The organism is Trinickia sp., assembly GCF_051953955.1.
Classification (GTDB): domain Bacteria; phylum Pseudomonadota; class Gammaproteobacteria; order Burkholderiales; family Burkholderiaceae; genus Trinickia.
The window spans coordinates 55157-77781 of record NZ_JBQCIF010000025.1; the positions used below are offsets into that span (position 1 = coordinate 55157).

19 protein-coding genes and 3 pseudogenes are annotated in these 22625 nt (G+C 64.3%); 10 read left to right on the forward strand and 12 right to left on the reverse strand.

What is annotated here, in order from left to right:
- Nucleotides 1–36: 36 nt before the first annotated feature.
- A complete protein-coding gene (locus tag ACTHNZ_RS04640) occupies nucleotides 37–1020 on the forward strand; it encodes a patatin-like phospholipase family protein (protein WP_440541325.1) in 984 nt (327 codons plus the stop codon).
- A gap of 98 nt (nucleotides 1021–1118) precedes the next feature.
- Here the strand turns inward: ACTHNZ_RS04640 and ACTHNZ_RS04645 are convergent.
- From ACTHNZ_RS04645 to ACTHNZ_RS04670, 6 genes and pseudogenes are all read right to left on the reverse strand, one after another.
- Nucleotides 1119–1631, reverse strand: a pseudogene (locus ACTHNZ_RS04645) (C40 family peptidase); the annotation flags it as partial.
- 113 nt (nucleotides 1632–1744) lie between these two features.
- Nucleotides 1745–1847: pseudogene (locus tag ACTHNZ_RS04650) on the reverse strand (peptidoglycan endopeptidase); the annotation flags it as partial.
- 136 nt (nucleotides 1848–1983) lie between these two features.
- Nucleotides 1984–3666 (reverse strand): ABC transporter ATP-binding protein, encoded by a 1683-nt coding sequence (locus ACTHNZ_RS04655; protein WP_440541326.1) that lies wholly within the window; start codon nucleotides 3664–3666, stop codon nucleotides 1984–1986.
- On the reverse strand, nucleotides 3663–4694 hold the full coding sequence (locus ACTHNZ_RS04660) for an ABC transporter permease (RefSeq protein ID WP_440541344.1): 1032 nt from the start codon (nucleotides 4692–4694) through the stop codon (nucleotides 3663–3665). The genes ACTHNZ_RS04655 and ACTHNZ_RS04660 overlap by 4 nt, the downstream gene beginning before the upstream one ends.
- 83 nt (nucleotides 4695–4777) lie before the next feature.
- Nucleotides 4778–5824 carry a microcin C ABC transporter permease YejB gene (locus ACTHNZ_RS04665; RefSeq protein ID WP_440541327.1) on the reverse strand — a complete coding sequence of 349 codons (1047 nt, stop codon included), beginning with the start codon at nucleotides 5822–5824 and terminating at the stop codon, nucleotides 4778–4780.
- Entirely contained in the window at nucleotides 5824–7713 is a 1890-nt protein-coding gene (locus tag ACTHNZ_RS04670; protein ID WP_440541328.1) for an extracellular solute-binding protein, read from the reverse strand. Before ACTHNZ_RS04670 ends, ACTHNZ_RS04665 begins: the two co-directional genes overlap by 1 nt.
- 130 nt (nucleotides 7714–7843) lie before the next feature.
- Here ACTHNZ_RS04670 and fabI point away from each other — a divergent pair, with 130 nt between their 5' ends.
- Nucleotides 7844–8638, forward strand: a complete 795-nt coding sequence (fabI, locus tag ACTHNZ_RS04675) for an enoyl-ACP reductase FabI (protein ID WP_440541329.1) — start codon at nucleotides 7844–7846, stop codon at nucleotides 8636–8638.
- Between the two features lie 224 nt (nucleotides 8639–8862).
- On the opposite strand, the gene ACTHNZ_RS04680 is transcribed toward fabI, so the two are convergent.
- Nucleotides 8863–9216, reverse strand: a complete 354-nt coding sequence (locus ACTHNZ_RS04680) for a hypothetical protein (RefSeq protein ID WP_440541330.1) — start codon at nucleotides 9214–9216, stop codon at nucleotides 8863–8865.
- Between the two features lie 122 nt (nucleotides 9217–9338).
- A complete protein-coding gene (locus ACTHNZ_RS04685) occupies nucleotides 9339–9929 on the reverse strand; it encodes a TetR/AcrR family transcriptional regulator (RefSeq protein ID WP_440541331.1) in 591 nt (196 codons plus the stop codon).
- A gap of 114 nt (nucleotides 9930–10043) precedes the next feature.
- Between ACTHNZ_RS04685 and ACTHNZ_RS04690 the strand changes: the two genes are divergently transcribed.
- From ACTHNZ_RS04690 to ACTHNZ_RS04720, 7 genes are all read left to right on the forward strand, one after another.
- Nucleotides 10044–10466, forward strand: coding sequence for a tautomerase family protein (locus tag ACTHNZ_RS04690; protein ID WP_440541332.1), 423 nt, complete (start codon nucleotides 10044–10046; stop codon nucleotides 10464–10466).
- A 427-nt stretch (nucleotides 10467–10893) separates the two neighbouring features.
- Nucleotides 10894–11781 (forward strand): 4-hydroxy-tetrahydrodipicolinate synthase, encoded by an 888-nt coding sequence (dapA, locus tag ACTHNZ_RS04695; RefSeq protein ID WP_440541333.1) that lies wholly within the window; start codon nucleotides 10894–10896, stop codon nucleotides 11779–11781.
- 91 nt (nucleotides 11782–11872) lie between these two features.
- Nucleotides 11873–13042 carry an iron-containing alcohol dehydrogenase gene (locus ACTHNZ_RS04700; RefSeq protein WP_440541334.1) on the forward strand — a complete coding sequence of 390 codons (1170 nt, stop codon included), beginning with the start codon at nucleotides 11873–11875 and terminating at the stop codon, nucleotides 13040–13042.
- A complete protein-coding gene (pdxA, locus tag ACTHNZ_RS04705) occupies nucleotides 13039–15456 on the forward strand; it encodes a 4-hydroxythreonine-4-phosphate dehydrogenase PdxA (RefSeq protein WP_440541335.1) in 2418 nt (805 codons plus the stop codon). The genes ACTHNZ_RS04700 and pdxA overlap by 4 nt, the downstream gene beginning before the upstream one ends.
- A gap of 91 nt (nucleotides 15457–15547) precedes the next feature.
- Nucleotides 15548–16960: a sodium:solute symporter family protein gene (locus ACTHNZ_RS04710; RefSeq protein WP_440541336.1), complete on the forward strand. Its 1413-nt coding sequence runs from the start codon at nucleotides 15548–15550 to the stop codon at nucleotides 16958–16960.
- Nucleotides 16961–17078: 118 nt separating this feature from the next.
- On the forward strand, nucleotides 17079–18245 hold the full coding sequence (locus ACTHNZ_RS04715; RefSeq protein ID WP_440541345.1) for a sialidase family protein: 1167 nt from the start codon (nucleotides 17079–17081) through the stop codon (nucleotides 18243–18245).
- Nucleotides 18246–18373: 128 nt separating this feature from the next.
- Complete coding sequence (locus ACTHNZ_RS04720) at nucleotides 18374–19165, forward strand: DeoR/GlpR family DNA-binding transcription regulator (protein ID WP_440541337.1); 792 nt, start codon at nucleotides 18374–18376, stop codon at nucleotides 19163–19165.
- Here the strand turns inward: ACTHNZ_RS04720 and ACTHNZ_RS04725 are convergent.
- Nucleotides 19145–19628: pseudogene (locus ACTHNZ_RS04725) on the reverse strand (PIN domain-containing protein). The gene ACTHNZ_RS04720 and the pseudogene ACTHNZ_RS04725 sit on opposite strands and share 21 nt — an antisense overlap.
- The gene (locus ACTHNZ_RS04730; protein WP_440541338.1) at nucleotides 19625–19903 is read right to left on the reverse strand and encodes a type II toxin-antitoxin system Phd/YefM family antitoxin; all 279 of its coding nucleotides are present in this window, start codon (nucleotides 19901–19903) and stop codon (nucleotides 19625–19627) included. The pseudogene ACTHNZ_RS04725 and the gene ACTHNZ_RS04730 overlap by 4 nt, the downstream one beginning before the upstream one ends.
- A gap of 325 nt (nucleotides 19904–20228) precedes the next feature.
- Between ACTHNZ_RS04730 and ACTHNZ_RS04735 the strand changes: the two genes are divergently transcribed.
- Nucleotides 20229–20609: a VOC family protein gene (locus ACTHNZ_RS04735; RefSeq protein WP_440541339.1), complete on the forward strand. Its 381-nt coding sequence runs from the start codon at nucleotides 20229–20231 to the stop codon at nucleotides 20607–20609.
- Nucleotides 20610–20664: 55 nt separating this feature from the next.
- Here ACTHNZ_RS04735 and ACTHNZ_RS04740 read toward each other — a convergent pair whose 3' ends face one another.
- Nucleotides 20665–22086: a heavy metal sensor histidine kinase gene (locus ACTHNZ_RS04740; protein WP_440541340.1), complete on the reverse strand. Its 1422-nt coding sequence runs from the start codon at nucleotides 22084–22086 to the stop codon at nucleotides 20665–20667.
- The coding region (locus ACTHNZ_RS04745; protein WP_440541341.1) for a winged helix-turn-helix domain-containing protein at nucleotides 22083–22625 on the reverse strand (543 nt) is incomplete at its 5' end. The genes ACTHNZ_RS04740 and ACTHNZ_RS04745, both read right to left, overlap by 4 nt.

Below are 22625 nucleotides of genomic sequence, written 5' to 3' on the forward strand. Positions count from 1 at the left end.
CCGGCGGGCCCGCTAGGTCTTGCCGCGCGCATCGACGTGCGCGCCGAATGTGCGGCGCGCTGCAGGAGATTCTCGTTGAAACCGTCTTCCCCTCGCCTCACCCGCCGCGGCTTTTCCATTGCATGCGCATCGGCCCTGCTCGCCGCGTGCGCATCGCCCGCCACGCGCACGAACGAATCGAACACCGAACCCGCCCGGCCGCCCGTTGCCCCGCCGAAACCGCTGCGCATCGGGCTCGCCCTCGGCGGCGGCGCCGCGCGCGGGTTCGCGCATATCGGCGTGATCAAAGCGCTCGAGGCGCGCGGCCTGCCGATCGATCTCGTCTGCGGCACGAGCGCCGGCTCCGTCGTCGGGGCGCTCTACGCGTCGGGAATGAGCGGCCTGCAGATCAACAAGCTCGCGTTGACGATGGACGAAGCGTCGATCAGCGATTGGGCCATGCCGTTTCGCACGCGCGGTTTCCTGCAAGGCGTCGCGCTGCAGAACTACGTCGATACGACGTTGCACCATCGTCCGATCGAAAAAATGGCGAAGCCGTTGGGCGTCGTCGCAACCGATCTGCGCAGCGGCCAGCCGATCTTGTTTCAACGCGGCGATACCGGCATCGCGGTGCGCGCGTCCTGCAGCGTACCCTCGATCTTCGAGCCGGTCAGGATCGCCGGGCACGAGTATGTCGACGGCGGGCTCGTGAGCCCCGTGCCGGCCTCGTTCGCGCGCAGGATGGGCGCCGACTTCGTCATCGCGGTGGACATTTCGGCCGATCCGCAAACGGCGTTGACGCAAAGCTCGTTCGACGTACTGCTGCAGACGTTCACGATCATGGGCCAGACGATCAAGACCTACGAGCTCGAGAAATACGCCGACTTCGTCATTCGGCCCGCGCTGTCGGCCATGAGCGGCAGCGATTTCGCGCATCGCAACGAGGCGATCCTGGCCGGTGAAATGGCTGTCTCACAACTTTACGCGCAACTGGAACGCAAGCTCGCCGAACGGCGCGCGGGGGCGGCCGCCGCGGCGTGAGCGGCGATGCTGCGCACCAACACAAAAGCCCGCTTCACAGCGGGCTTTGTCGTTCCATCATCGAAACCGGTTGGATGCGTTGACCGGCGCCGGCCGATTCAATTACTGCCGGAACTACCGGCCTCCGAACCGACGCTCGGATCAGTGCCGCCGATCGTCGCGCTGATGCGCTTGCGCAGATCGTCGCCTTTGACGGGGAATGCCGTTTCGATCCGGCGTGCGCCCGTGAAGCGCTTCTCCCAATATCCGTCATCGAGATCGTCGACGCGAATCGTGCTGCCCGTGGACGGGGAATGCACGAACTTGTTGCCGCCGATGTAGATGCCGACGTGCGAGAACGTGCGACGCATCGTATTGAAGAAGACGAGATCGCCCGGCTTCAGATCGGCCATGCGGACCTTTTCTCCGACGCGGCTCATCTCCTCGGCACGGCGCGGCAGCGCCATACCGAGCGTGTCTTGGAATACGTAGCGCACGAACCCGCTGCAATCGAGCCCCGAATCGGGCGAGCTACCGCCCCAGCGATAGCGCACGCCGATCATGTTCAGCGCGCCGACGACGACGTCGCCGGCTTTGCCGGCCATGCCGGATAGGAACGCTTTCGCGCGGCCGCTCGTCGTCGTGTCAAACGATTGCGCGGTGCTGGACGTCGCTGCGAGCGGGGAGGATGCTGCATCCGACTCGATCTGAGCCGGGGCGGAAGATGCGATTTGTTGTGAATTGTTCGTTACGTCTGCAAACGCGCCGTTTGCTGCCGTCATCAACACGCCAATGAACATCCCGGCGACGACGCGCGTACAAGCCTGGGCAAAATATCGGTGCTGCATTGGTCGGTAGGTTTTGCTTAAGAATCAGTGAACTGCGAGTGAACTGAGAAAAGTTTGGACGATACTAGCCACGATGCAACCGAATGTCAAAACAAATTAAAAAAAACAATCGGGGTACCGTGACAATTGCCAGAATTTACCCTTGCAGGCTCGCCTGCAGGAGTTTTTGCGTATACGGATGGGCCGGAGCGGAGAATATTTTTTCGACGTCCCCCGTTTCGACGATTGCGCCGTTTTGCATGACCGCGACCCGGTGAGCCATCGCCCCGATCACGGCCAAGTCATGGCTGATGAAGACGAAGCCGAGGTTGTACTTGTGCTGCAGCGTCGTCAAAAGGGAGAGGACCTGCTGTTGAATGGATACGTCGAGCGCGCTCGTCGGCTCATCGAGCACCAAAAGGCGCGGCTCGAGCGCCAGCGCGCGCGCAATCGCGATCCGCTGCCGCTGCCCACCCGAAAATTCATGCGGGTAGCGCGCAAGCGCGGTGCGATCGATCCCCACTTCGCGAAGCACGGCGATGACTTTTTCGCGACGGGCCGACGGGCCGAGTTGCGGCCGGTGCAGCGCCAGCCCCTCGCCGACGATCCGTTCGATCGTCTGCCGCGGCGAAAGCGAACTGAAGGGATCTTGGAATACCACCTGCAGGTTCGAGCGGAGCGCCGCCTGCTCGCGCCCCCGATAACTCGAAAGCGGGCGGCCTTGGAACTCGATCGAGCCGGCCGCCGTTCGCTGCAGCCCCAGCAGCGCCATCGCGAGCGTCGACTTGCCCGAGCCCGATTCGCCGACGATTCCGAGCGTTTCCCCCTGCCGCACGTTCAACGTCGCATTCGATACGGCCTCGAAGCGCCCGGCCCGAAACCACCCGCGTAGGCCCGCGGCCTTCGTCGGGAACGACACCGAGACGGCCTGCGCGTCGAGCAGCACGGGCGCGATCGGCAGAACCGGGGCCACGCGCCGCTGCGGGCGGCTGGCGATGAGACGCTGCGTATACGGGTGCTGCGGCGCTGCGAAGATCCGTTCCACCGGGCCGCTCTCGACGAGCACGCCCTTTTCCATCACGGCGACGCGCTCGGCGAAACGCCGCACGAGATTCAGATCATGCGTGATCAGGAGCACAGCCATACCGCGCCGCTTGGCCTCCTCGCGCTGGATGTCGAGCAGCAGATCGACGATCTGCGCGCGGATCGTGACGTCGAGCGCCGTCGTCGGCTCGTCGGCAAGCAAGAGTCGCGGCCGACACGCGAGCGCCATCGCGATCATCGCCCGTTGGCGTTGGCCGCCCGAGAGCTGGTGCGGGTAGCTCAGCACTCGCTTTCCGGGCTCCGTCACGCCGGTCCGCGCGAGCAGTTCGACGGCGCGAACGCGTCCTTGCTGGGCCGAGACGCCCTCGTGCGCCGCGATCGTCTCCGCGATCTGCTCGCCGATCGTAAACAGCGGATTGAGCGCGGTCATCGGCTCCTGGAAAACCATCGCGATCTGCGAGCCGCGCAAGCCCTGCATGGCCCGCTCGCTCTTGGCGAGCAAATCCTCCCCTTGGAACCGGATGGCGCCGCTCAATTGGGCATCGCTCAGCAGCCGCAGGATCGCTAGCGCCGTGACCGTCTTGCCCGAGCCCGATTCGCCGACGAGCGCCACGCGCTCGCCCTGCCCGATCGCGAACGTCAAATCGTCGACGGCCACCGTGTTGCCGAATGCGACGCGCAGATGGGCTATGTCGAGCAGCGGTGCACCCGCGAGCAGCGGTGCACTCGCCAGCGGCGGTGCACTCGCCGGCCCGCCTGCTCCGTGCGCTCCGTGCGCTCCGATCGATCCGCTCATTGATTGCCCCCCGCCCGCATCGCATCGGCAATGCGCGTATCGAGCGCGTTGCGCAGCGCGTCGCCCATGAACGTCAACAACAACAGCGTGACGACGAGCACCCCGAACGTCGACAGCGAGATCCACCAGGCATCGAGATTGGCCTTGCCCTCCGACAGCAGCTCGCCGAGGCTCGGTGTGGGCGCCGGCACCCCCAAGCCGAGGAAGTCGAGGCTCGTGAGCGCGAGAATCGATCCGCTCATGCGAAACGGCAGGAACGTGATGACGGGCGTCATGCTGTTGGGCAGTACGTGGCGCCAAATGATCTGCCAATTCGACAGCCCAATGGCGCGCGCCGCCCGCACATAGTCCTGCGTGCGATTGCGCAGGCACTCGGCCCGCACGTAGTCGGCTAAGCCGATCCAGCCGAACAGCGACAGCAGCACCACGAGCAGCAAGAAGCTCGGCTCGAAGATCGACGCGAAGATGATCAGCAAGTAGAGCTCGGGCAGCGCGCTCCAGATTTCGATGAGGCGCTGCCCGACGATGTCGGTGCGGCCGCCGAAATACCCCTGCACGGCGCCGGCGGCGATGCCGAGCACGGTGCCGATCAGCGTCAGCACCAAGGCGAACTCCACCGACACGCGAAAGCCGTACAACAACCGCGCGAAGACGTCGCGTCCTTGCGCATCGGTGCCGAGCCAATTCTCATGCGATGGCGGCGCCGGATTCGGCGTGCGCGAGAAGTAGTTGAGCGTGTCGTAGTAATAGTGGTTCGGCGGATAGACCGCGAAGTTGCCCGGCAGCGAAAAGCGATGTCGCACATAAGGGTCGAGATAGTCGGCCGGCGTCGGGAAGTCGCCGCCGAACGTCGTCTCCGCGTAGTCTTTGACGACCGGGAAATAGTAATGGCCGTCGTAGCGGACGACGAGCGGCTTGTCGTTCGACCAGAGCGGTCCAGCCAGACTCACGGCGAATGCGGCGACGAACAGCAGCAAGCTCCAATAACCGAGGCGCTGCGCCTTGAAGCGCCGCCACACGCGCCGCATCGGCGAAGGCGACGCAAGCACGCTAGGCAACCCACTGCGCGCCACGGCATCGGCGCCCGTGCGAGGGTGAACTTGACTCAACGTCAGCGCTCCAGTCGTTCGAATTGAATGCGCGGATCGACCCAGACGTAGCAAAGATCCGAGATCAGCTTCGTGGCGAGCCCGATCAGCGTGAACAAATACAGCGTGCCGAGCACGACAGGATAGTCGCGGCGCACGACCGACTCATAGGACAGCAGCCCGAGCCCGTCGAGCGAAAACAGCGTTTCGATCAGCAGGCTGCCGGTGAAGAACGCCCCGATGAACGCAGCGGGAAAGCCGACCACGAGCGGCAGCATCGCATTGCGGAAGACGTGCTTCCAGAGCACGCGCTTCTCGTTCAAGCCTTTGGCGCGCGCGGTGAGCACATACTGCTTCTTGATCTCGTCGAGAAACGCGTTCTTCGTCAGCATCGTGACGACGGCGAAACTGCCGACGACCGATGCGATCACGGGCAGCGCGATATGCCAAAGGTAGTCCGCGATTTTGCCGAGCAGGCTCAACTGCGAGAAATCGTCGGACACCAATCCGCGCAGCGGGAAGATCTGCAGGAACGAGCCGCCGCCGAACAGCACGAGCAGCAGCACGCCGAGCACGAAGCCCGGAATCGCGTAGCCAACGAGCACGACGAGGCTCGTGGCGACGTCGAACGGCGAGCCATTGCGAACCGCCTTGGCAATGCCGAGCGGCACCGATATCAGATAGGTCAGGAAAAACGTCCACAACCCGATGCTGATCGATACGGGCAGCTTCGAAACGACGAGCGACCACACGCTCTGGTGACGAAAATAGCTCTGCCCCAAATCGAAGCGCGCGAAACGCGTGAGCATCAGCCAATAACGCGTGAGCGGCGGTTTGTCGAAGCCGTACAGCGCCTTCAGTTGCGCGAGTTGCTGCGCATCGACGCCCGAGTGCGCGCGCAGGCCGAACGGGCGCGGCTGCCCCTCTTGCGTGGCTCCCTTGCGCAACTCGTAGGCCGCTTGCTCGACGGGACCGCCGGGCACGAACTGAATGACGGCGAACGTCACCGTCAGCACACCGAGCAGCGTCGGGATCATCAACAGCAATCGCTTGAGAATGTAGCTCCACATTATCGGGCACTCCACCACGTCGATACGATCCAGCTTTCCGCCGAATAGTACAGCGGCAGCGTCGCCGGGTAGCGCAGCGTGCGCTTGAACGCGATGCGATGCGTCGTGCTGTACCACTGCGGCACGACGTAGTAGCCATGCATGAGCACGCGATCGAGCGCGCGCGAAGCGGCGACGAGCTGATCCTTCGTCTGCGCATGCACGAGCGCCTTCAAGACGGCATCGACGGCCGGCGACTTGAGACCCATCAGGTTGTCGGAGCCCTGCTCGTCAGCCGATTGGCTGCCGAAGCGCGACACCTGCTCCGTACCCGGCACCTGCACTTCCGGGTAGCGCAGCGAGGTCATGTCGAAGTCGAAAGCATCGAAGCGCTTCTGAATCAGCGCGAAATCCACGGTGCGAAAGCTCGCCTGGATGCCGAGCTTGGTCAAGTTATGAATATAGGCCGTCGCGACGGGCTGCATCGCCGCACCGGAATCGTCGAGAATTTCGAACCTGAAAGGCTCGCCTTTCGCGTTGCGTAGTGCGCCGTTGCGATAGTGCCAGCCGGCCTGCGCGAGCAGCGCTCGCGCCTCGAGCAGATTGGCGCGCAGCGAGCCCGGCGGATCGGTGCGCGGCTGCACCGTCATCGGGCCGAACACGGCCGGGTCGAGCTGCGCGCGTAGCGGATCGAGAATCGCGAGTTCGCCGGCGCTCGGCATGCCGCTCGCCTGCTGCGGGCTATCGGCGAAGTAGCTGTCGAGCCGCGTGTAGCCGCCGAAGAACAACTGCCGATTCAGCCACTCGAAGTCGAAGGCGAGATCGAGCGCCTTGCGCACGCGCACATCCTGGAACAGCGGCCGCCGCAAGTTCATCACGAAGCCTTGCATGCCCGCGCCGTTGTGCTGCCTGAACTCGCGCTTGATCAACTCGCCGTCGTCGAAGCGCTTGCCCACGTCGCGCCGCGCCCAATTGCGCGCGATGTATTCGACGAGCGCATCGTATTCGCCGGCTTTGAATGCCTCGAGCCGCGCAATGCTGTCGGCGTAGAGCTTGTAGGTGATGTGATCGAAGTTATTGGTGCCGACGCGCACGGGCAGCGCCGCGCCCCAATACGTGGGGTTGCGCCGATAGGTGATCGTGTGGCCTCCGTCGTAGTGATCGATGACGTACGGCCCGCTGCCGATCGGCTGCTGGAATGCGAGCTGATCGAAGGGCACCCGCTTGCCGTCGGGATCGATCCCCCACTTATGCGAGAAGATCGGGATCGAGCCGGCGATCAGCGGCAGTTCGCGGTTCGGTTGACGAAACTCGAAGCGGATCGTCGCCGGATCGACGACGACCGCGCGCGCGATGTCGCCGTAGAACACCGCGAACTGCGGGGCTGCCTTCGGGCTCTTCAGCGTATCGAACGAGTACTTGACGTCCTCCGGCGTGACCGCATCCCCGTTCGAAAACCGTGCCTTCGGATTGATGTGGAACGTGACCGACAAGCGATCGGGTGCGATGCGGATGTCGTCGGCAAGCAGGCCGTATGCCGATGCGGGTTCGTCGCTGCTGCCCGTCGTCAAGCTCTCGAACAGCATGCCGATGCCCGGGGCGGCATTGCCGCGCAGCGTGAACGGATTGAACTTGTCGAAGCTCGTGAGCCGGTCCGGATTGGCCAACACGAGCGTGCCGCCTTTCGGGGCATCGGGGTTCACGTAGCCGAAGTGCTTGAACCCCGGCGGATACTTGGGCTCGCCGAATTGGGCGATCGCATAGACCGCGTGAGCGGACGTGGCCGCCCCGAGCATCCAGAAGACCGAACAGCAGGCCGCGAGCACCCGCCATCTCACCTGCCATCCGCGAAGCAGGCGGGCGCGCAGCGGCGGGAATGAATGTAGGCCAATCGTTGTCGTCGCCTTCATCGGAAGATCGAAAGTGGCAATGTGAGAGAATTCTACCCAAACCGCACCCGCCACCGCCGTGCAGCGTCCCGCGCGCACGACGCTAGGCACTGAACACTGAACACCGAAAACACTAGGACTAGGAGAATCCATGGGCTTTCTCGCTGGAAAACGCATTTTGCTGACCGGTCTGCTCTCGAACCGCTCGATTGCCTACGGCATCGCGCAAGCCTGCAAGCGCGAGGGCGCCGAACTCGCCTTCACGTATGTCGGCGATCGCTTCAAAGACCGCATCACCGAATTCGCCGCTGAATTCGGCAGCGAACTCGTGTTTCCGTGCGACGTCGCCGACGATGCGCAAATCGAAGCGCTGTTCGCCTCGCTCGGGGCTCATTGGCCCACCCTCGACGGCCTCGTGCATTCGATCGGCTTTGCGCCGCGCGAGGCGATCGCCGGCGATTTCCTCGACGGCATGACGCGCGAAAACTTCCGCATCGCTCACGACATCTCGGCCTACAGCTTCCCTGCGCTCGCCAAGGCCGCCTTGCCGATGCTCTCGGAGAACGCCGCGCTGCTGACGCTTTCGTACCTCGGGGCCGAAAAGGTCGTGCCGAACTACAACACGATGGGCGTCGCCAAAGCGGCGCTCGAGGCATGCGTGCGCTACATGGCCGGCTCACTCGGCGCGAAGGGCGTGCGCGTGAACGGCATCTCGGCGGGCCCCATCAAGACGCTGGCGGCAAGCGGCATCAAGGGCTTCGGCAAGATCCTCGACTTCGTGGAGCACAACGCGCCGCTCAAGCGCAACGTGACGACCGAGCAAGTGGGCAACGTCGCCGCGTTCCTGCTGTCGGATCTCGCCAGCGGCGTGACGGCCGAGATCATGCACGTCGACAGCGGCTTCAGCACGGTCGTCGGCGGAATGGCGCTCGAAGCGTCCGAGTAATGTCCGCCTGACCGGCTACGCAGGTGCCCCGTCACGGAGCAAGTGCGGGTGCGGGTACGGGTGCGGTCCAGCCGGACGCAAAAAAACCGCCTGGGCATCGCCGAGGCGGTTTTTTTCTGCCTTCCATCGCGTCCCGCGAGAGCACGCGACGAATCGTCTTGTTTTTCTTCCCTGATTGCCTGTCGCTTTGAATTGCTTAGGACCGCTTACGAACCGAGGAGCGGTCAGTCGTGGTCGTGGCCCCAGCCACGGCCGCGGTCATGGCCCCAGCCGTGCCCCCGGCCATGATCGTGATCCCAATCGCCATGATGGCGCCATTCGTCGCGCCCCCACCAGCGGCGGCCGTCCCAGTAGCGATCGCCATGCCAGCCGATCACGACCGCCGGCGCCGCATAAACGGGCGCGGGCTGATAGATGACGGGAGGCGGAGGCGGCGCGTAGACGGGCGCGGGCGCCACGTAGACGGGTGCGGGAATGCCGATGTTGACGCCGATGTCCACGCGCGCCATCGCAGAAGTGGAGACGCCGACGGCGAGCGCGCCGACGGCCAACGGAACGATGCTTGCGAGTGATTTCATGGTTTCACCTTCGAATACGTAGCGTGGTTGGATCGAACTATAGCGCGGCGTGTCCGATAGCCGTATTTCAAACTTGTAACTATTGCTGCAGAACATCCTGAGCATATGCGGCGGCGCACGGTTCAATCGCGCGTCTCGGGCTCGGCCAGCGCGGTCGCATAGCGCGCGACGGCGCGCGCTATGCGCTCCGACGTGACCGGATCGCGCACGGCGCGCGCCAGCGTGACACCGCCCGCCAGCAGCGACAAAAGCGCGATCGCACGGTCGTCGTGATCGTTGCCCGGCAAATCGCCCAGGCCCGACGCCACCTCTTCGACGATCGACAACAGCGCCTGCTCGTACGCTTCGCGCGTTTCATCGTCGGCTCGCATCACTTCGGGCGACAGGGTCGCAAGCGCGCAGCTCTCGCCGAGATCGCAGGTGCGGCGCTGGCCCAGATAAAACGAAATGAACGGGCGGCGCCAGCGCGCCCCCTGCTCGCCCTTCAGCGCGGCAATGGCTTGCTTCAGTTGCTCCATGCCGGCCAGCACGACCGCCCGAAAGGCCTCGCCTTTCGACTTGAAGTGCCCATAGAACGCGCCGTTCGTCACGCCGGCTTCCTTCGTCAACGGGCCGATGCCGGAGCCCCCGTATCCCTCGCGCCGGAATAGCCGGGCTGCCGCGTCGAGAATCCGCTCGCGGGTCTCGTGTTTGTGTTCGATCGAGTAACGCATGGATATTTTATAGAGCACTCACTCTCTATTGCATAGAGAGCAAGTAGTATGTATTCTATAGAGAGCGATCGCTATTTATAACATGTCCCAGTCAACCGACCTGGAGGTATTGCTATGCCGATTACATTGACCCTTCCCGAAGGCGTTTTCGATTCCCACGCCGAGACGAAGGTTTTCGCGGAGCTCACCCGTGCCCTGCTCGACATCGAGGGGCTACAGGGTAACGCGTTCATGGTCCCGAACGTCGTAGGTACAGTGAACGTGTTGCCGGCAAACCGAATTTTCGCCGCGGGCGAGCCAGCCGCGGCGGCGTTCGTCGAATTGAAGCTGCCGTCCGTGGCGCTGGCGTCCCCAGAGGCAAAACGGCGCTTCATCGAGCAGGCCACGGAGATCGTCTCGCACGAATCCGGCGGCAAGCTCGCGCGAGAGCGCATCTGGGTGAACGTCGTCTACGCCGAGGACGGCGCATGGGGGATCGGCGGACGCGGCTATGACAACGCCGCACTCGGCGACGCGATTCGCGCCGCCGCTCGGTGACGACGCGCATCGTCGCACGGAGTCGTAGCACACCCTCGCCCGCGCACTCATACGAGTGACGGGCGCTCACCCGAGGCCCCGCGCGCTCAGCCAGCGGGGCCTCGTCATCGCATCGATGCTCGTCCCTCCTCCACGCCGCCCTCGTTCCGACCGTCTCGATCAAAAGAATCGGAATAAACACCTCAATATGACCGATTCAATCATAAAGAAGGGTAAACACTGAGCGAAATGATCGAACACGGGCATATAATGCCCACATCGATCAATCTAACGGATGAACGGATCGATCAGTCGGCGGAACAATGATCGAATCGCGCAGAATCGGGTCGTCACAATCCGCATGCGACACGCCGCCCGTTCAGGCTGGACGCGGCAAGGGTTGCGGCTGACGGTCCGGCCGCGAGCCGACTACCCAGGAGTATCGAGCATGACCATCACCTTCAAAGGCATCGTGCCGGCGCTGATTACGCCGATGACGCGCGACGAGGACATCGACGAGCGGGGACTGCGCACGCTCGTCGACAAGCTGATCGATGCGGGGGTGCACGGTGTGTTCGTGCTCGGCACCAACGGCGAGTTCATTGCGATGACGGAGGACGAGAAGCTGCGCGTCGCGCGCATCGCGGTAGACCAGGCCCGCGGCCGCGTGCCCGTGATCGCAGGCACTGGCGCGTACGCGACGCGTGACGTCATTGCCTTGAACGCGAAGATGCGCGACGTGGGCGTCGATGCGGTGTCGGTCATCACGCCGTACTTCAACGGCGCGACGCAGCAGGAGCTATTCGCGCATTACGATCGTATCGCGGCGGCCACCCCGCTGCCGGTCATGCTGTACACCATCCCGGCAAAAGCCGGCGTCACGCTGACCGTCGACACGGTGCGCCGCCTCGCGGAAATTCCGAATATCCGCGGGATCAAGGACAGCGGCGGCGATTTCGATCGTCTGCTGCAACTCATCAAGCTGCGCCGCGACGACTTCGCGGTGTTCACGGGCACCGATTCGATGATTCTGTGGACCCTGATTGCCGGCGGCGACGGTGCGGTGGCGGCAACGACGAACGCGGTGCCGTCGGTCGTCATGTCCATCTGGGAGCGCTTCCAAGCCGGCGACATCGCTGCGGCGCGCGAAGCACAGGAAGCGCTGCGACCGCTGCGCGACGCCTTCGGGATGGGCACGCTCCCGGTCGTGCTGAAGACGGCAGCCGAGATGCTCGGCATGCCGGCCGGACCCGCGCGATCACCGGCGCAGCCGCTCGATGCAGCGGCGCGCGAGCGGCTTGCGCAAGCGCTTGCGCGCTACCCGCGCGTAGCCTGAGCGCGTGGCGCGCACCGCTCGCCGCTCGCCGCACGCACGCGCTCCCGCGAACGCCTTCCGCCTTTTTCGTCTTTATCGACCGATCGAAACCATGAGCACCGTCTACCACTTCCAAACCGTCAAGCATATCGTGCACGGGCCGGGCAGCCTCGATCAGCTCCCGGAGCGGCTCGCTGCGCTCGATCGTCCCGTGCGCCGCATCGCGCTCATCACGCAGCCGGTGATGGAAGCGAACGGCGTGATCGCGCGCGTCATCGAGGCGCTGCGCCAGCGCGACGTCGAAACGATGATCGTCCGTGACGTCCAACCCGAGCCGACGATCGAAAACGTCGAAACCGTGTTCGCCCGGCAGATCGAACCGTTCGCGCCGGATGCGGTGCTCTCGATCGGCGGCGGCAGCGTGCTCGACGCCGCGAAGCTGTTCGCCGTGCGGCTCACGAACCGCCAGAGCGTGCGCGAATGGCTCGGCATCGACCTGATCGCCGCGCCGGGCGTGCCGTTGATCCTCGTGCCGACGACCGCGGGCACCGGATCGGAGGTGACGCCGAACGCCATCGTCACGCTGCCGGACGAGGCGCTCAAAGTCGGCATCGTCAGCCGTCATCTCCTGCCGCAACTCGTTATCCTGGACGCAACGCTGACGCTCGACCTGCCGAAGCCAATCACGGCTGCAACGGGCATGGACGCCTTCATCCATGCGCTCGAATCATATATTTCGACGAAAGCGAACCCGATCAGCGACATGTTCGCCATGGAATCGATGCGGCTCATCGGCGCCAATCTCGTCGAGGCGTACGACAATGGCCATTCGCTCGCGGCGCGAGAAGCCATGCTGCTCGGCTCGATGTATGGCGGCCTTGCGCTGACCGCGGCCGGCACGGCCGCCGTCCATGCGCTCGCGTATCCGCTCGGCGGGATGTTCAACGTCACGCACGGCGTCGCCAATTCGATGCTTCTGCCGCATGTGATGGCGTTCAATCTCGACGCAATCGTCGGACGACTTGCGAACGTCGCCCACGCCCTCGGCATCGCCCAGCATGACGACGCCGACCGAGTAGCCGCCGAGGCATTCCTCGAACGGCTGCGCCAATGGACCGACGCGCTCGCCATTCCGCAGGATCTGCGGCAGTTCGGCGTAACGGAGTCCGATCTCGACGCGCTGTCGGCCGCCGCGCTCAAGGTCAAGCGCCTGCTCGGCAACAACCCGAAGGTGCTGACACACGACGACATCAAATCGATCTACGCGCGCCTGCTGCCATGACTGCCCGTTCGAACGCGCCCCTTTCGCTGCTGATGATCGGCGATGACCTGTCAGGCACCGCCGATTGCGCGGTGACCTGCACGGCCATCGGCCTTGCGAGCGTGGTCGGGCTCGGCGCGCAAGCGGCCGGCGCGTGCGGCGAAGCGGCCGTGCTCGCGATCGATACGGACACGCGCCGCGCTGCCCCAGCCGAGGCAGCACGCGCGACGGCCGACGTCTGGCACCTGCATGGCGCCGGCCGAAAGCTCTACAAGAAGATCGATTCGACGCTGCGCGGAAACGTCGCCGCCGAGGTCACGGCGCTCGCCGGCGCGGGCATGGCCATCGTAGCGCCTGCGTTTCCCGCGGCCGGACGCACGACGGTCGGCGCACGCCAATACGTGCTCGGCGTGCCGGTCGAGGCGTCGGAAGTGTGGAGCAACGAGGCGCTGAGCGGCACGGCCGACCTCTCGGCCATGCTCGGCGCGGCCGGCCTGCGCGTCGCCCATGCGGACCTCATCGCGGTGCGCGGCGGCATCGACGCACTGAGCGCACGGTTGCGCACCTGGTCGACGCAGGGCGTGGACGCCGTCGTCTGCGATAGCGAAACCGATGACGATCTGCGCGCGGTCGCCCTGGCGTCGGCACGGCTCGACGATATCTACTGGGTCGGGTCCGCCGGACTCGCGGCGCCGCTCGTCGCGGTCCTCGCGCGGCAGAGCGCCGACGCATATGAGGCAGCTCGACGTCCCTCGAACGCCGAGCCGACGACCGCCCATACGTCAGCCGTCACGCCCCCGTGCCGGGATGCCGCCGCGTTGCCTGCCTCCGCGCCGCCCTCTCCGTTGCTTGCAGACACGCCCGCCGCACATCCTCGCGGCGTGCTCATCGTCGTGGGCAGCATGTCGAGCGTCTCGCACGGCCAGATCGAAGACTTGCAGCGCAACGCGGGCGACGCGCTCGAACGCGTGGACATCGAGGCCGCAACACTGCTCGATCCCGTCAGCGAAGACGCGCCGACATTGACGCCTCGCATCCGCGACGCACTGCTGTGCGGCCGCCACGTCGTCGTCGCACTGAGCCAAGCGCGGCGCGCGCCGCTTACGGACGGAGCATTGCTCGCACGCCGCCTGGCCGATCATCTCGCCCCTTGCGTACGCCACGCACGCGGCCTCGTCGCAACGGGCGGCGAAACCGCTCGCGCCCTGCTCTGCGCGCTCGGCGTGACGTCGCTGCACGTCATCGACGAAATCGAAACGGGCATGCCGCGGATGACCGCGTTCGAAGGCGGCCGCATGTTGCCCGTCGTCACGAAGGCCGGCGGCTTCGGCGGGCCCGACTCTCTGACTCGCGCGTGGCGGGCGCTCGCCGCGACAACCTCGGCGGCCGCCGCCGCACCGCATACCCCCTTCGGAGAAACAAGCATGACTTATCGTCCCGTAATCGGCATCACGATGGGCGATGCCGCCGGCGTGGGACCGGAAATCATCATGAAGAGCCTCGCGCATCGCTCCGTGTACGAGACATGCCGCCCGCTCGTGATCGGCGATGCGAAGCGTCTCGCCGACGCGGGCCGCCGCGCGGGCGTGGCGCTGGCGATTCGGCGCATCGCCACGCCGGCGGAAGCACAGTTTCGCTACGGCGAAGTCGACTGCATCGATCTCGGCCTCATTCCGGAGGACCTGCCTTACGGCAAGCTCTCGGCGGTGGCTGGCGACGCTGCCTATCAGTACATCGCGCGCACCGTCGCGCTGACGTCCAACGGCGATCTGGATGCCATCTGCACCGCGCCGCTGAACAAAGAGGCGTTGCACGCCGGTGGCCATCTCTTCCCCGGCCATACGGAAATGCTCGCGCATCTGACGGGCATCCCCGAGGTGTCGATGATGCTCGTTGCGCCGAAGCTGCGCGTGATCCACGTGACGACGCATATCGGCCTTCTCGACGCGATCCGCAAGATCGAGCCCGGCCTCGTGCAAAGAACGATCGAACGCGCACAGGAAACGCTCGTGCGCGCAGGCATCGCTAGGCCCCGCATCGGGGTGTGCGGGATCAATCCCCACGCGGGCGAAAACGGGCTGTTCGGCTATGGCGAGGAAGAGGAAAAGATCATTCCCGCCGTCGAGGCGCTGCGCGAGCGGGGCCTCGACGTCGAAGGCCCGCTGCCCGCGGACACGCTGTTTTTCCGCGCGGGCCGCGGCGATTTCGACGTCGTCGTCGCGATGTATCACGATCAAGGCCACGGCCCCGTCAAGGTGATGGGCCTCGAGGCAGGCGTGAACGTCACGGTCGGGCTGCCGGTGATCCGCACGTCCGTCGATCACGGCACGGCGTTCGACATCGCGGGCAAAGGAATCGCAGACGAAGGCAGCATGCTCGAAGCGTTGAAACAGGCACGAGACCTGGCGACGCGACACGCGGTTCAAGCCGCTTGACGGCTCGGCGGCCCGATGGCCGCCCGGCTTCAGCAGCGTACCGCCGAGGCGCGACGGTAGCGCCCGAATCTTCCAATATTCGGAGACATCAATGCAATCGTTCAATGACTGGGATACCGCGATCATCGTCGCGATCGTGATGGTCTATATCGTCGTCACCGCATGGGCCAGCATCCGGCTGCGCGGCCGAACCACCGAGCAGTTCATGGTGGCCGGGCGCGCCACGCCGGCGATCGTAGTGGCCATCCTCTTGATGTCGGAGTTCATCGGCGCGAAGTCGACGATCGGCACCTCGCAGGAAGCGTTCAAGGTCGGCATCTCGGCCGCTTGGTCGGTGTTTGCCGCCTCCATCGGCTTTCTGCTGTTCGGCCTTTTCATGGCGAAGCGGCTCTACAAGTCCGGCGAATTCACGATCTCCGGGTTCATCGCGCAAAAGTACGGCGATACGGCGAAGCGAGTCGTATCGGCCGTGATGATCTACGCGCTGTTGATCGTGAACGTCGGCAACTACATCAGCGGCGCCGCGGCGATCTCGACCGTGCTGAAAGTGAATCTGCCGACCGCCGCGCTGATCACAGCGGTCGTCAGCACGATTTATTTCGCTTATGGAGGCCTGAAGAGCGTCGCCTACGTGACGATCTTCCACAGCGTCGTCAAGCTCGTCGGCATCGCGGTGCTCGTGTGGGTTGCGCTGTCCATGACAGGCGGCATCGCACCGATGGTGCAGACGATGCCCGTCCATTACTTCACTTGGAACGGCTCGCTGAGCGGCGGCACGATCGGCGCATGGATCATCGGCACGGCCGGCGCGATTTTTTCGACTCAGTTCATCATCCAGGCGATCTGCGGCGCGAAGTCCGCCAACGATGCGCGCAATGCGACGCTGATTGCCGCGCTGCTGTGCGTGCCGATCGGGATTGCACTCGGCTTGCTCGGGGTGGCTGCGAAGTTTCTGTTCCCGAACATGAAGAGCCTGTATGCGCTGCCCATTTTTCTCCAGCATATGCATCCGCTGCTGGCCGGCCTCGTGACCGTTTCGCTCGTCGCGTCGATCTTCGTGAGCGTCAGCACGGTCGCGCTTGCTATCGCCTCGCTGATCGTCAAAGATTTCTACGTGCCGCGCTATCGGCCCACGGCTGAGCGCGAGCTGCGTGCAACGCGCCTCATTTCGGTCGTCGTCGGGTTCTTGCCGCTCGTCTTCGTGCTGTTCGTGCCGCAAATTCTCGCGCTGTCGTTCTTCACCCGCGCGCTGCGTCTGACCGTCACCGTCGTCGCACTGATGGGCATTTATTTGCCGCTGTTCAACAGCAGCCGTGGGGCGGTCTGGGCACTCGTCGTGGCAACGATCGCGACGACGATCTGGTATCTGCTGCATAACCCGCTCGGCATCGACAACATGTACGTCGCGCTCGTCGTGCCGGCCATCGTGATGTGCATCGAGCGCTTGCTCGGGCCATCCGGGAGCCGCACTCGCGTGCGGCACGCGACGCAGTCCGATGCTTGAGCGAATGCTCGCCGGGCCGGCTTCCCGCTCGAAGGCGTGCATGGCTCGGTGTTCGATGGAAAGCCAACGAGATTTGATCATGACGAGTTCTTCCCTCCTGCCGGACGAAGCGACGACGATGCCCGGGAAACTGCATCGCGCAGCGGGCGACGATATCCGCATCGATGCCTATCTGCCCGCCGCGACAACGCAGAACCACGCGGCCAACCTGATCGCACTGAAAAACGGCGACTTGCTCTGCGCTTGGTTCGGCGGCACGCAGGAAGGCGTGCCCGACATCTCCGTCTATCTGTCGCGCCTCGATGCGGGCTCGACCGTGTGGAGCGATCCCGTGCGCCTATCCGACGATCCAACGCGCTCCGAGCAGAACCCGATTCTTTTCGAAACGCCCGAAGGCAAGCTCTGGCTGATCTACACGGCGCAGTTGTCCGGGCACCAGAACACGTCCATCGTCCGTCGCCGCATCTCGTCGGACAACGGGTGCAGTTGGGGGCCGATCGAGACGCTGTTCGATGCGCCGGGCACGTTCGTCAGGCAACCGATCGTCGTCGCACCGGACGGCGCGTGGCTGTGCCCGGTCTTCTTGTGCCGCGTCGCTCCGGGCGAGCGGTGGTCCGGCAATGACGACGTCAGCGCCGTGATGCGCTCGGTCGATGGCGGCGCGACGTGGCGCAGGCATGATGTGCCGGACAGCGTCGGGTGCGTGCACATGAATATCCAACCGCTTACCGACGGCTCGCTCGTCGCGCTCTTTCGCAGCCGCTGGGCGGATCACGTCTACATAAGCCGGTCTCGGGACGGCATCGAATGGAATGCGCCGCAGCCCCTCGACTTGCCGAACAACAATTCGTCGATTCAATGCGTCGCGCTGGCGAGCGGCGATCTCGCGCTCGTTTTCAATCCTAGTAGCGCGGCGCAGAGCAAGGCGCGGCGAGCGTCGCTGTACGACGACATCGAAGACGCCGAGGACAACGGGGCGCTCGTCGCACAGGCGGCCTCGACACGCGGCACAGCCTTCTGGGGAGCGCCGCGCGCGCCGATGACGGTCGCCATTTCAAAGGACGGCGGGCGCACCTGGCCGTCGATGCGAAACCTCGAAACCGGCGATGGCTACTGCATGACGAACAACTCGGCCGATAAGCTCAATCGCGAATTCTCGTATCCGTCGATCGTGCAGTCAGCCGACGGCCGGCTCCACATCGCGTTCACCTACTTCCGGCAACGGATCAAGTACGTGACAGTCACCGAGGAATGGGTGGCCGCGGGCGAACCCATCGTCGCATAACACCGGCCGATAGCCGGACACGGTCAGCACGGCAACAGGCGGAAAATGGGTACACTACGTCGGCGCCGGCCGTTCGGCGCCAAGCCGCGGCAACGGCGCGGTATTCCCTACTCTTCGTCGACTCCATCATGAAAGTTGCCCGCCGCCGCGAAGCGATGCTTCAGGCCGTCCTGTCCGGCATGACCGAAGTGAGCGCGCTATGCGAGCACTTCGGGATGTCGGAAGCTACCGTCCGCCGCGATTTGCGCGCGCTTGCCGACGAGGGCTTGATTTTGCGCACGTACGGCGGCGCGGCGTCGGTCAGCGTGCACGCGCCGGAGGAGTCGCTCGAGGAGCGTCGGCACAGTTTCCAGGCTGAGAAGGATGCGATCGGGCTCGCGGCGGCACGGCACGTGGCGGACGGCGATACCGTGTTTCTCGACGGCGGCACGACGACGGCCGCGCTGGCAAAAGCGCTCGCGAATCGGCGCGATATCCACGTCATTACGAACAACCTGCTGGCCGTGCAAAGCCTGGCCGGCGGCGAATTGCAGGTGACGCTGCTCGGCGGCGACGTGCGCAAATCGAGCATGAGCACGCTCGGCGCGCTGGCGCAGCTTGCGCTGACGCGCATCACGGTGGACAAGGCGTTTCTCGGTGCCGACGGCGTCGTGCCGGGGCGCGGCCTGTGCGAGGCGACGGCCGACCAAGCCTATCTGAAGGAGTGTGTGATTCGGCAGGCGGCGAACGTGTTCGTGCTCGTGACGGCGGACAAGCTGGGCCGCGATAGTCAGCAACACTGGGCGCCGATCGAAAAGCCGTGGACGCTGATTACGGATGCCACACCGTCGCACTCGGGCCTGCATGGATTCGAGGCACTGGCCGGCGTGGTCATCGAATCGGTTACGGTGAGCGCCGCTTCACCGATCGTATCCGCTTAGCGTAGCCAGCTCTAGCGGTGGCGAACGGCGGCCCGAACATCCAGCGGATCTGAAATATAGCGCGACCCGATCTGTTGTCCATGTTGCCACGCCCGTTCCAAAAAAGTCCGCATCTTCGGTCCATACTGGACAGCCAAGAACCAGTGCGCAGGCCAGAACGGGAATCATCCGCATCCCGCACCGCGATTCGCTGGAGCGCGCGCTCTTTCATCGCTACATAATCTTCGCAGCCCATCACATTTACGACTGTTTCGAGTCGGTCGAGCATCGTCATGGCTGCATCAGCTGAAAGCCCACGCTTTTTGAGTAGCTGCGGCAGGTACTTCCTAGCATCGGCGTACGCAACGTCCGGGGCAACGACATCAACGTCAGCTGCGTACTCTACGATGAGCTCGAGCACACGACGTCCAAAAACAGCGCGGATCAGGATATTCGCATCGATAACGATCGCCTTGCTACTCATGCGGCCCCGGCTTTCCTACGCGCCCCGGCCTGCTTGCGCGCCGCCTTGAACTCCGACACGATTTCCTCCGCATCGATACCGTGCTCCGATAAAAGCTGACCTAGCGCCTGGTTCGCTTTCTGCAAGGCCGCCAAATCCCCCTCCTCGCGCCCTTCCGAGGGGATGAAATAGCCGACCGTCTGCCCGTGCCGGGTCACGGCGATTGGCCTGCTCGACGCGATATAGTCGGCCAAATCTGCCCGAAATTCGCGGATACCCACTTTCATCATTTCCATATCGTGCACCCAAGGATCAGCGTTTGTGAATCCATGTGTACACAACTCTACACTCGAGGCGAAGCGAGCGCAAGGCGGCGCGAGCCGGACAACCCGGCGAGCCGACGGATAGTGAAGACCGAAACAAGTAGGCATGGCGATCATGAACGGACGGCTGTTGACGATCCTCTACCTTTCCCGACATCGAGCCGAAAAAAGCAATTAACCGAAAAAAAATCAGTCGAACGGAAGGGGCTACCGCGGTAGCTTTCGGTCCATTCCTCTCATTCTTCGCCGCGCCGCCTACACTTAGAGAGCCCCGCGTTCACGAACAGGAGCTTGCACCATGAGCATCGCGTTGAATCACACGATCGTCCATGCCCGCGATCGGGATGCTTCGGCCGCTTTTCTCACCGACATTCTCGGGTTGCCTCCAGCAACTTCGTTCGGGCCGTTTCTCACCGTCCATCTCAGCAACGACGTGACGATGGACTTCTTGCAAGCGGACGGGCGGCCCGCTCCGCAGCACTATGCTTTCCTCGTCAGCGAAGCCGAGTTCACCGAGATCATGGACCGCATCGAGGCACGCCACATACGCTACTGGGCCGATCCCGCGCAGCGCCGGGAAGGCGAAATCAACACGCGCGACGGTGGGCGCGGCGCGTATTTCGAAGACCCGAACGGGCATTTTTTGGAGATTCTCACGCGTCCATACGGCGGGCATTAGCGGCGTACCAAGGACACCGCCGCCGGATTCCGAGGAGGTCGTTGGAGCCGCGCCGCTATGCCGGCACCACCGGGCTTTGCACGCCGCAAGGAAACCGCAAGGTGAATTCGACCCATCCGTCCGGCGTGCACTGCGCCGACACTCTGCCATCATGCAAGCGCATGATGGCCTGCACGATCGACAAGCCAAGCCCGCTCGATTCCGTGGATTCGCTGCGTGCCGCGTCGCCGCGGTAGAAGCGGTCGAACAGCCGTGCGAGTTCATCGCGCGCGATGCGCGGTCCGCGATTGCCGATCACGATACATGCGCCGTCTGCATCTTCGTGCCCGCGCATGCGCACCACCGTGCCGGCTTGCGCGTAACGCACGGCATTCACGACGACATTGCTGATCGCCCGCCGGCACATGATGGCATTGGCGACGAGTTCACCGCCGGCTTCGACTTCGAACGTGATGCCCCGCTCGTCCGCGATACCCTCGAAGTATTCGGCGACCGCATCGAGCTCACGGCGAATGTCGATCCGTTCACGATCGATATGCTTCTGCCCGTGATCCGCCTGGGCAAGAAACAGTATGTTCCGCGCAATGCGCGCGAGCCGCTCGAGCTCCTCCAGATTCGACTCGAGCACGCCGCGATACTCCGGTGCGCTGCGTTCGTGCGCGAGCGCCACTTGCGTCTCGCCGATCAGCACCCCGATGGGCGTGCGCACCTCGTGGGCGAGATCCGCGGAAAACTGCAACAAGCGCGCGTAGCCATGCTCGAGACGATCGAGCATGGCATTGAACGACGCCGCCAGGCCTTGCAGCTCAGCCGGCGCGCGAGCCACTTCGAGCCGCGTGGACATCCGGTTCGGCGATATCTCCGCTGCCTTCCCGGCCATGAGCCGCAGCGGCATGAGCCCGCGGCTCGTCACCCAATAGGCCAACGCGAGCGTAAGCAACACCGCGCAAAGGACGGTGATCCACACGCGCATCAGATACACGGACAGCACACGCGCTTCTTGCGTCATCACGTGCGCGGCGATGATCTCCACCACTTCACCGCTATTGCCGATTCGCGCCTGCGCCGCCACCCAGCGCATGCGCACGCCGTCCGGACGCTTGCCTTCGTATAGCGCATCGAGCCCCACGCGACGCGCGACCGGCACGACGGAAAGCGGCGGCAGCGCCATATGCGCGGGATTCACGTTGATGAACGGCGTCGAGCCGGGCCGACGAAAGACAATGACGTCCTGACTGTCGCCAAGCATCGTCTCGAACAGCCGAGGCCGCGCTTCGATTTCGGTGATGGTGTACAGATCGTGCAGCAGCGACCGAAAATGCTCGACGCGGGCGATCAGCTGATAGTCGGCGCGAGTGGATAATGCGCGGTTCGTCGCGTGGTACAGCGCCGCCCCGACCATGCCGACCACCGCGCAGACGATCACTGCAAACGAAAGCGCAATCCGAACCGCGAGCGAACGCGCGTGCCCTTTCACGCATCCTCCCCGAACGAATAGCCGATCGAGCGCACCGTGTGAATGAGCTTCGCTTCGAACGGATTGTCGATCTTCGCGCGTAGCCGCTTCACCGCGACGTCGACGACGTTGGTATCGCTGTCGAAATTCATGTCCCATACTTCCGATGCGATCTGCGCGCGCGACAGCGCTTCGCCTTGCCGTTTGCAAAACAGGTGCAGCAGCGCGAACTCCTTGTTGGTCAGCGTAATGTCGATGCCCTGTCTCGTGACCTTACGGCGCAGCACGTCGACATGCAGATCCGCAATATTGAACGTGTCCGATTCCCGCATCACGCCGCGCCTGAGCAGCGTGCGGACACGCAGCACGAGCTCGGTGAACGAAAATGGTTTGACGAGGTAGTCGTCGGCGCCGAGTTCCAGCCCGTGGATGCGGTCGGTCACATGATCGCGGGCCGTCAGAAAAATAACGGGCAAATCGCGTTTCGCGCGCAGGGCGGACATGATCTGCCATCCGTCGATGCCGGGCAGCATCACGTCGAGCACGATCAATTCGTAGGG

Excerpts from the sequence above, each read along its gene's own strand:
- ACTHNZ_RS04655 (WP_440541326.1), bottom strand. The coding sequence starts at position 3,666 with ATGAGCGGATCGATCGGAGCGCACGGAGCGCACGGAGCAGGCGGGCCG.
- ACTHNZ_RS04660 (WP_440541344.1), bottom strand. The coding sequence starts at position 4,694 with ATGCGGCGCGTGTGGCGGCGCTTCAAGGCGCAGCGCCTCGGTTATTGG.
- ACTHNZ_RS04665 (WP_440541327.1), bottom strand. The coding sequence starts at position 5,824 with ATGTGGAGCTACATTCTCAAGCGATTGCTGTTGATGATCCCGACGCTG.
- ACTHNZ_RS04670 (WP_440541328.1), bottom strand. The coding sequence starts at position 7,713 with ATGAAGGCGACGACAACGATTGGCCTACATTCATTCCCGCCGCTGCGC.
- fabI (WP_440541329.1), top strand. The coding sequence starts at position 7,844 with ATGGGCTTTCTCGCTGGAAAACGCATTTTGCTGACCGGTCTGCTCTCG.
- ACTHNZ_RS04680 (WP_440541330.1), bottom strand. The coding sequence starts at position 9,216 with ATGAAATCACTCGCAAGCATCGTTCCGTTGGCCGTCGGCGCGCTCGCC.
- ACTHNZ_RS04685 (WP_440541331.1), bottom strand. The coding sequence starts at position 9,929 with ATGCGTTACTCGATCGAACACAAACACGAGACCCGCGAGCGGATTCTC.
- ACTHNZ_RS04690 (WP_440541332.1), top strand. The coding sequence starts at position 10,044 with ATGCCGATTACATTGACCCTTCCCGAAGGCGTTTTCGATTCCCACGCC.
- dapA (WP_440541333.1), top strand. The coding sequence starts at position 10,894 with ATGACCATCACCTTCAAAGGCATCGTGCCGGCGCTGATTACGCCGATG.
- ACTHNZ_RS04700 (WP_440541334.1), top strand. The coding sequence starts at position 11,873 with ATGAGCACCGTCTACCACTTCCAAACCGTCAAGCATATCGTGCACGGG.
- pdxA (WP_440541335.1), top strand. The coding sequence starts at position 13,039 with ATGACTGCCCGTTCGAACGCGCCCCTTTCGCTGCTGATGATCGGCGAT.
- ACTHNZ_RS04710 (WP_440541336.1), top strand. The coding sequence starts at position 15,548 with ATGCAATCGTTCAATGACTGGGATACCGCGATCATCGTCGCGATCGTG.
- ACTHNZ_RS04715 (WP_440541345.1), top strand. The coding sequence starts at position 17,079 with ATGCCCGGGAAACTGCATCGCGCAGCGGGCGACGATATCCGCATCGAT.
- ACTHNZ_RS04720 (WP_440541337.1), top strand. The coding sequence starts at position 18,374 with ATGAAAGTTGCCCGCCGCCGCGAAGCGATGCTTCAGGCCGTCCTGTCC.
- ACTHNZ_RS04730 (WP_440541338.1), bottom strand. The coding sequence starts at position 19,903 with ATGGAAATGATGAAAGTGGGTATCCGCGAATTTCGGGCAGATTTGGCC.
- ACTHNZ_RS04735 (WP_440541339.1), top strand. The coding sequence starts at position 20,229 with ATGAGCATCGCGTTGAATCACACGATCGTCCATGCCCGCGATCGGGAT.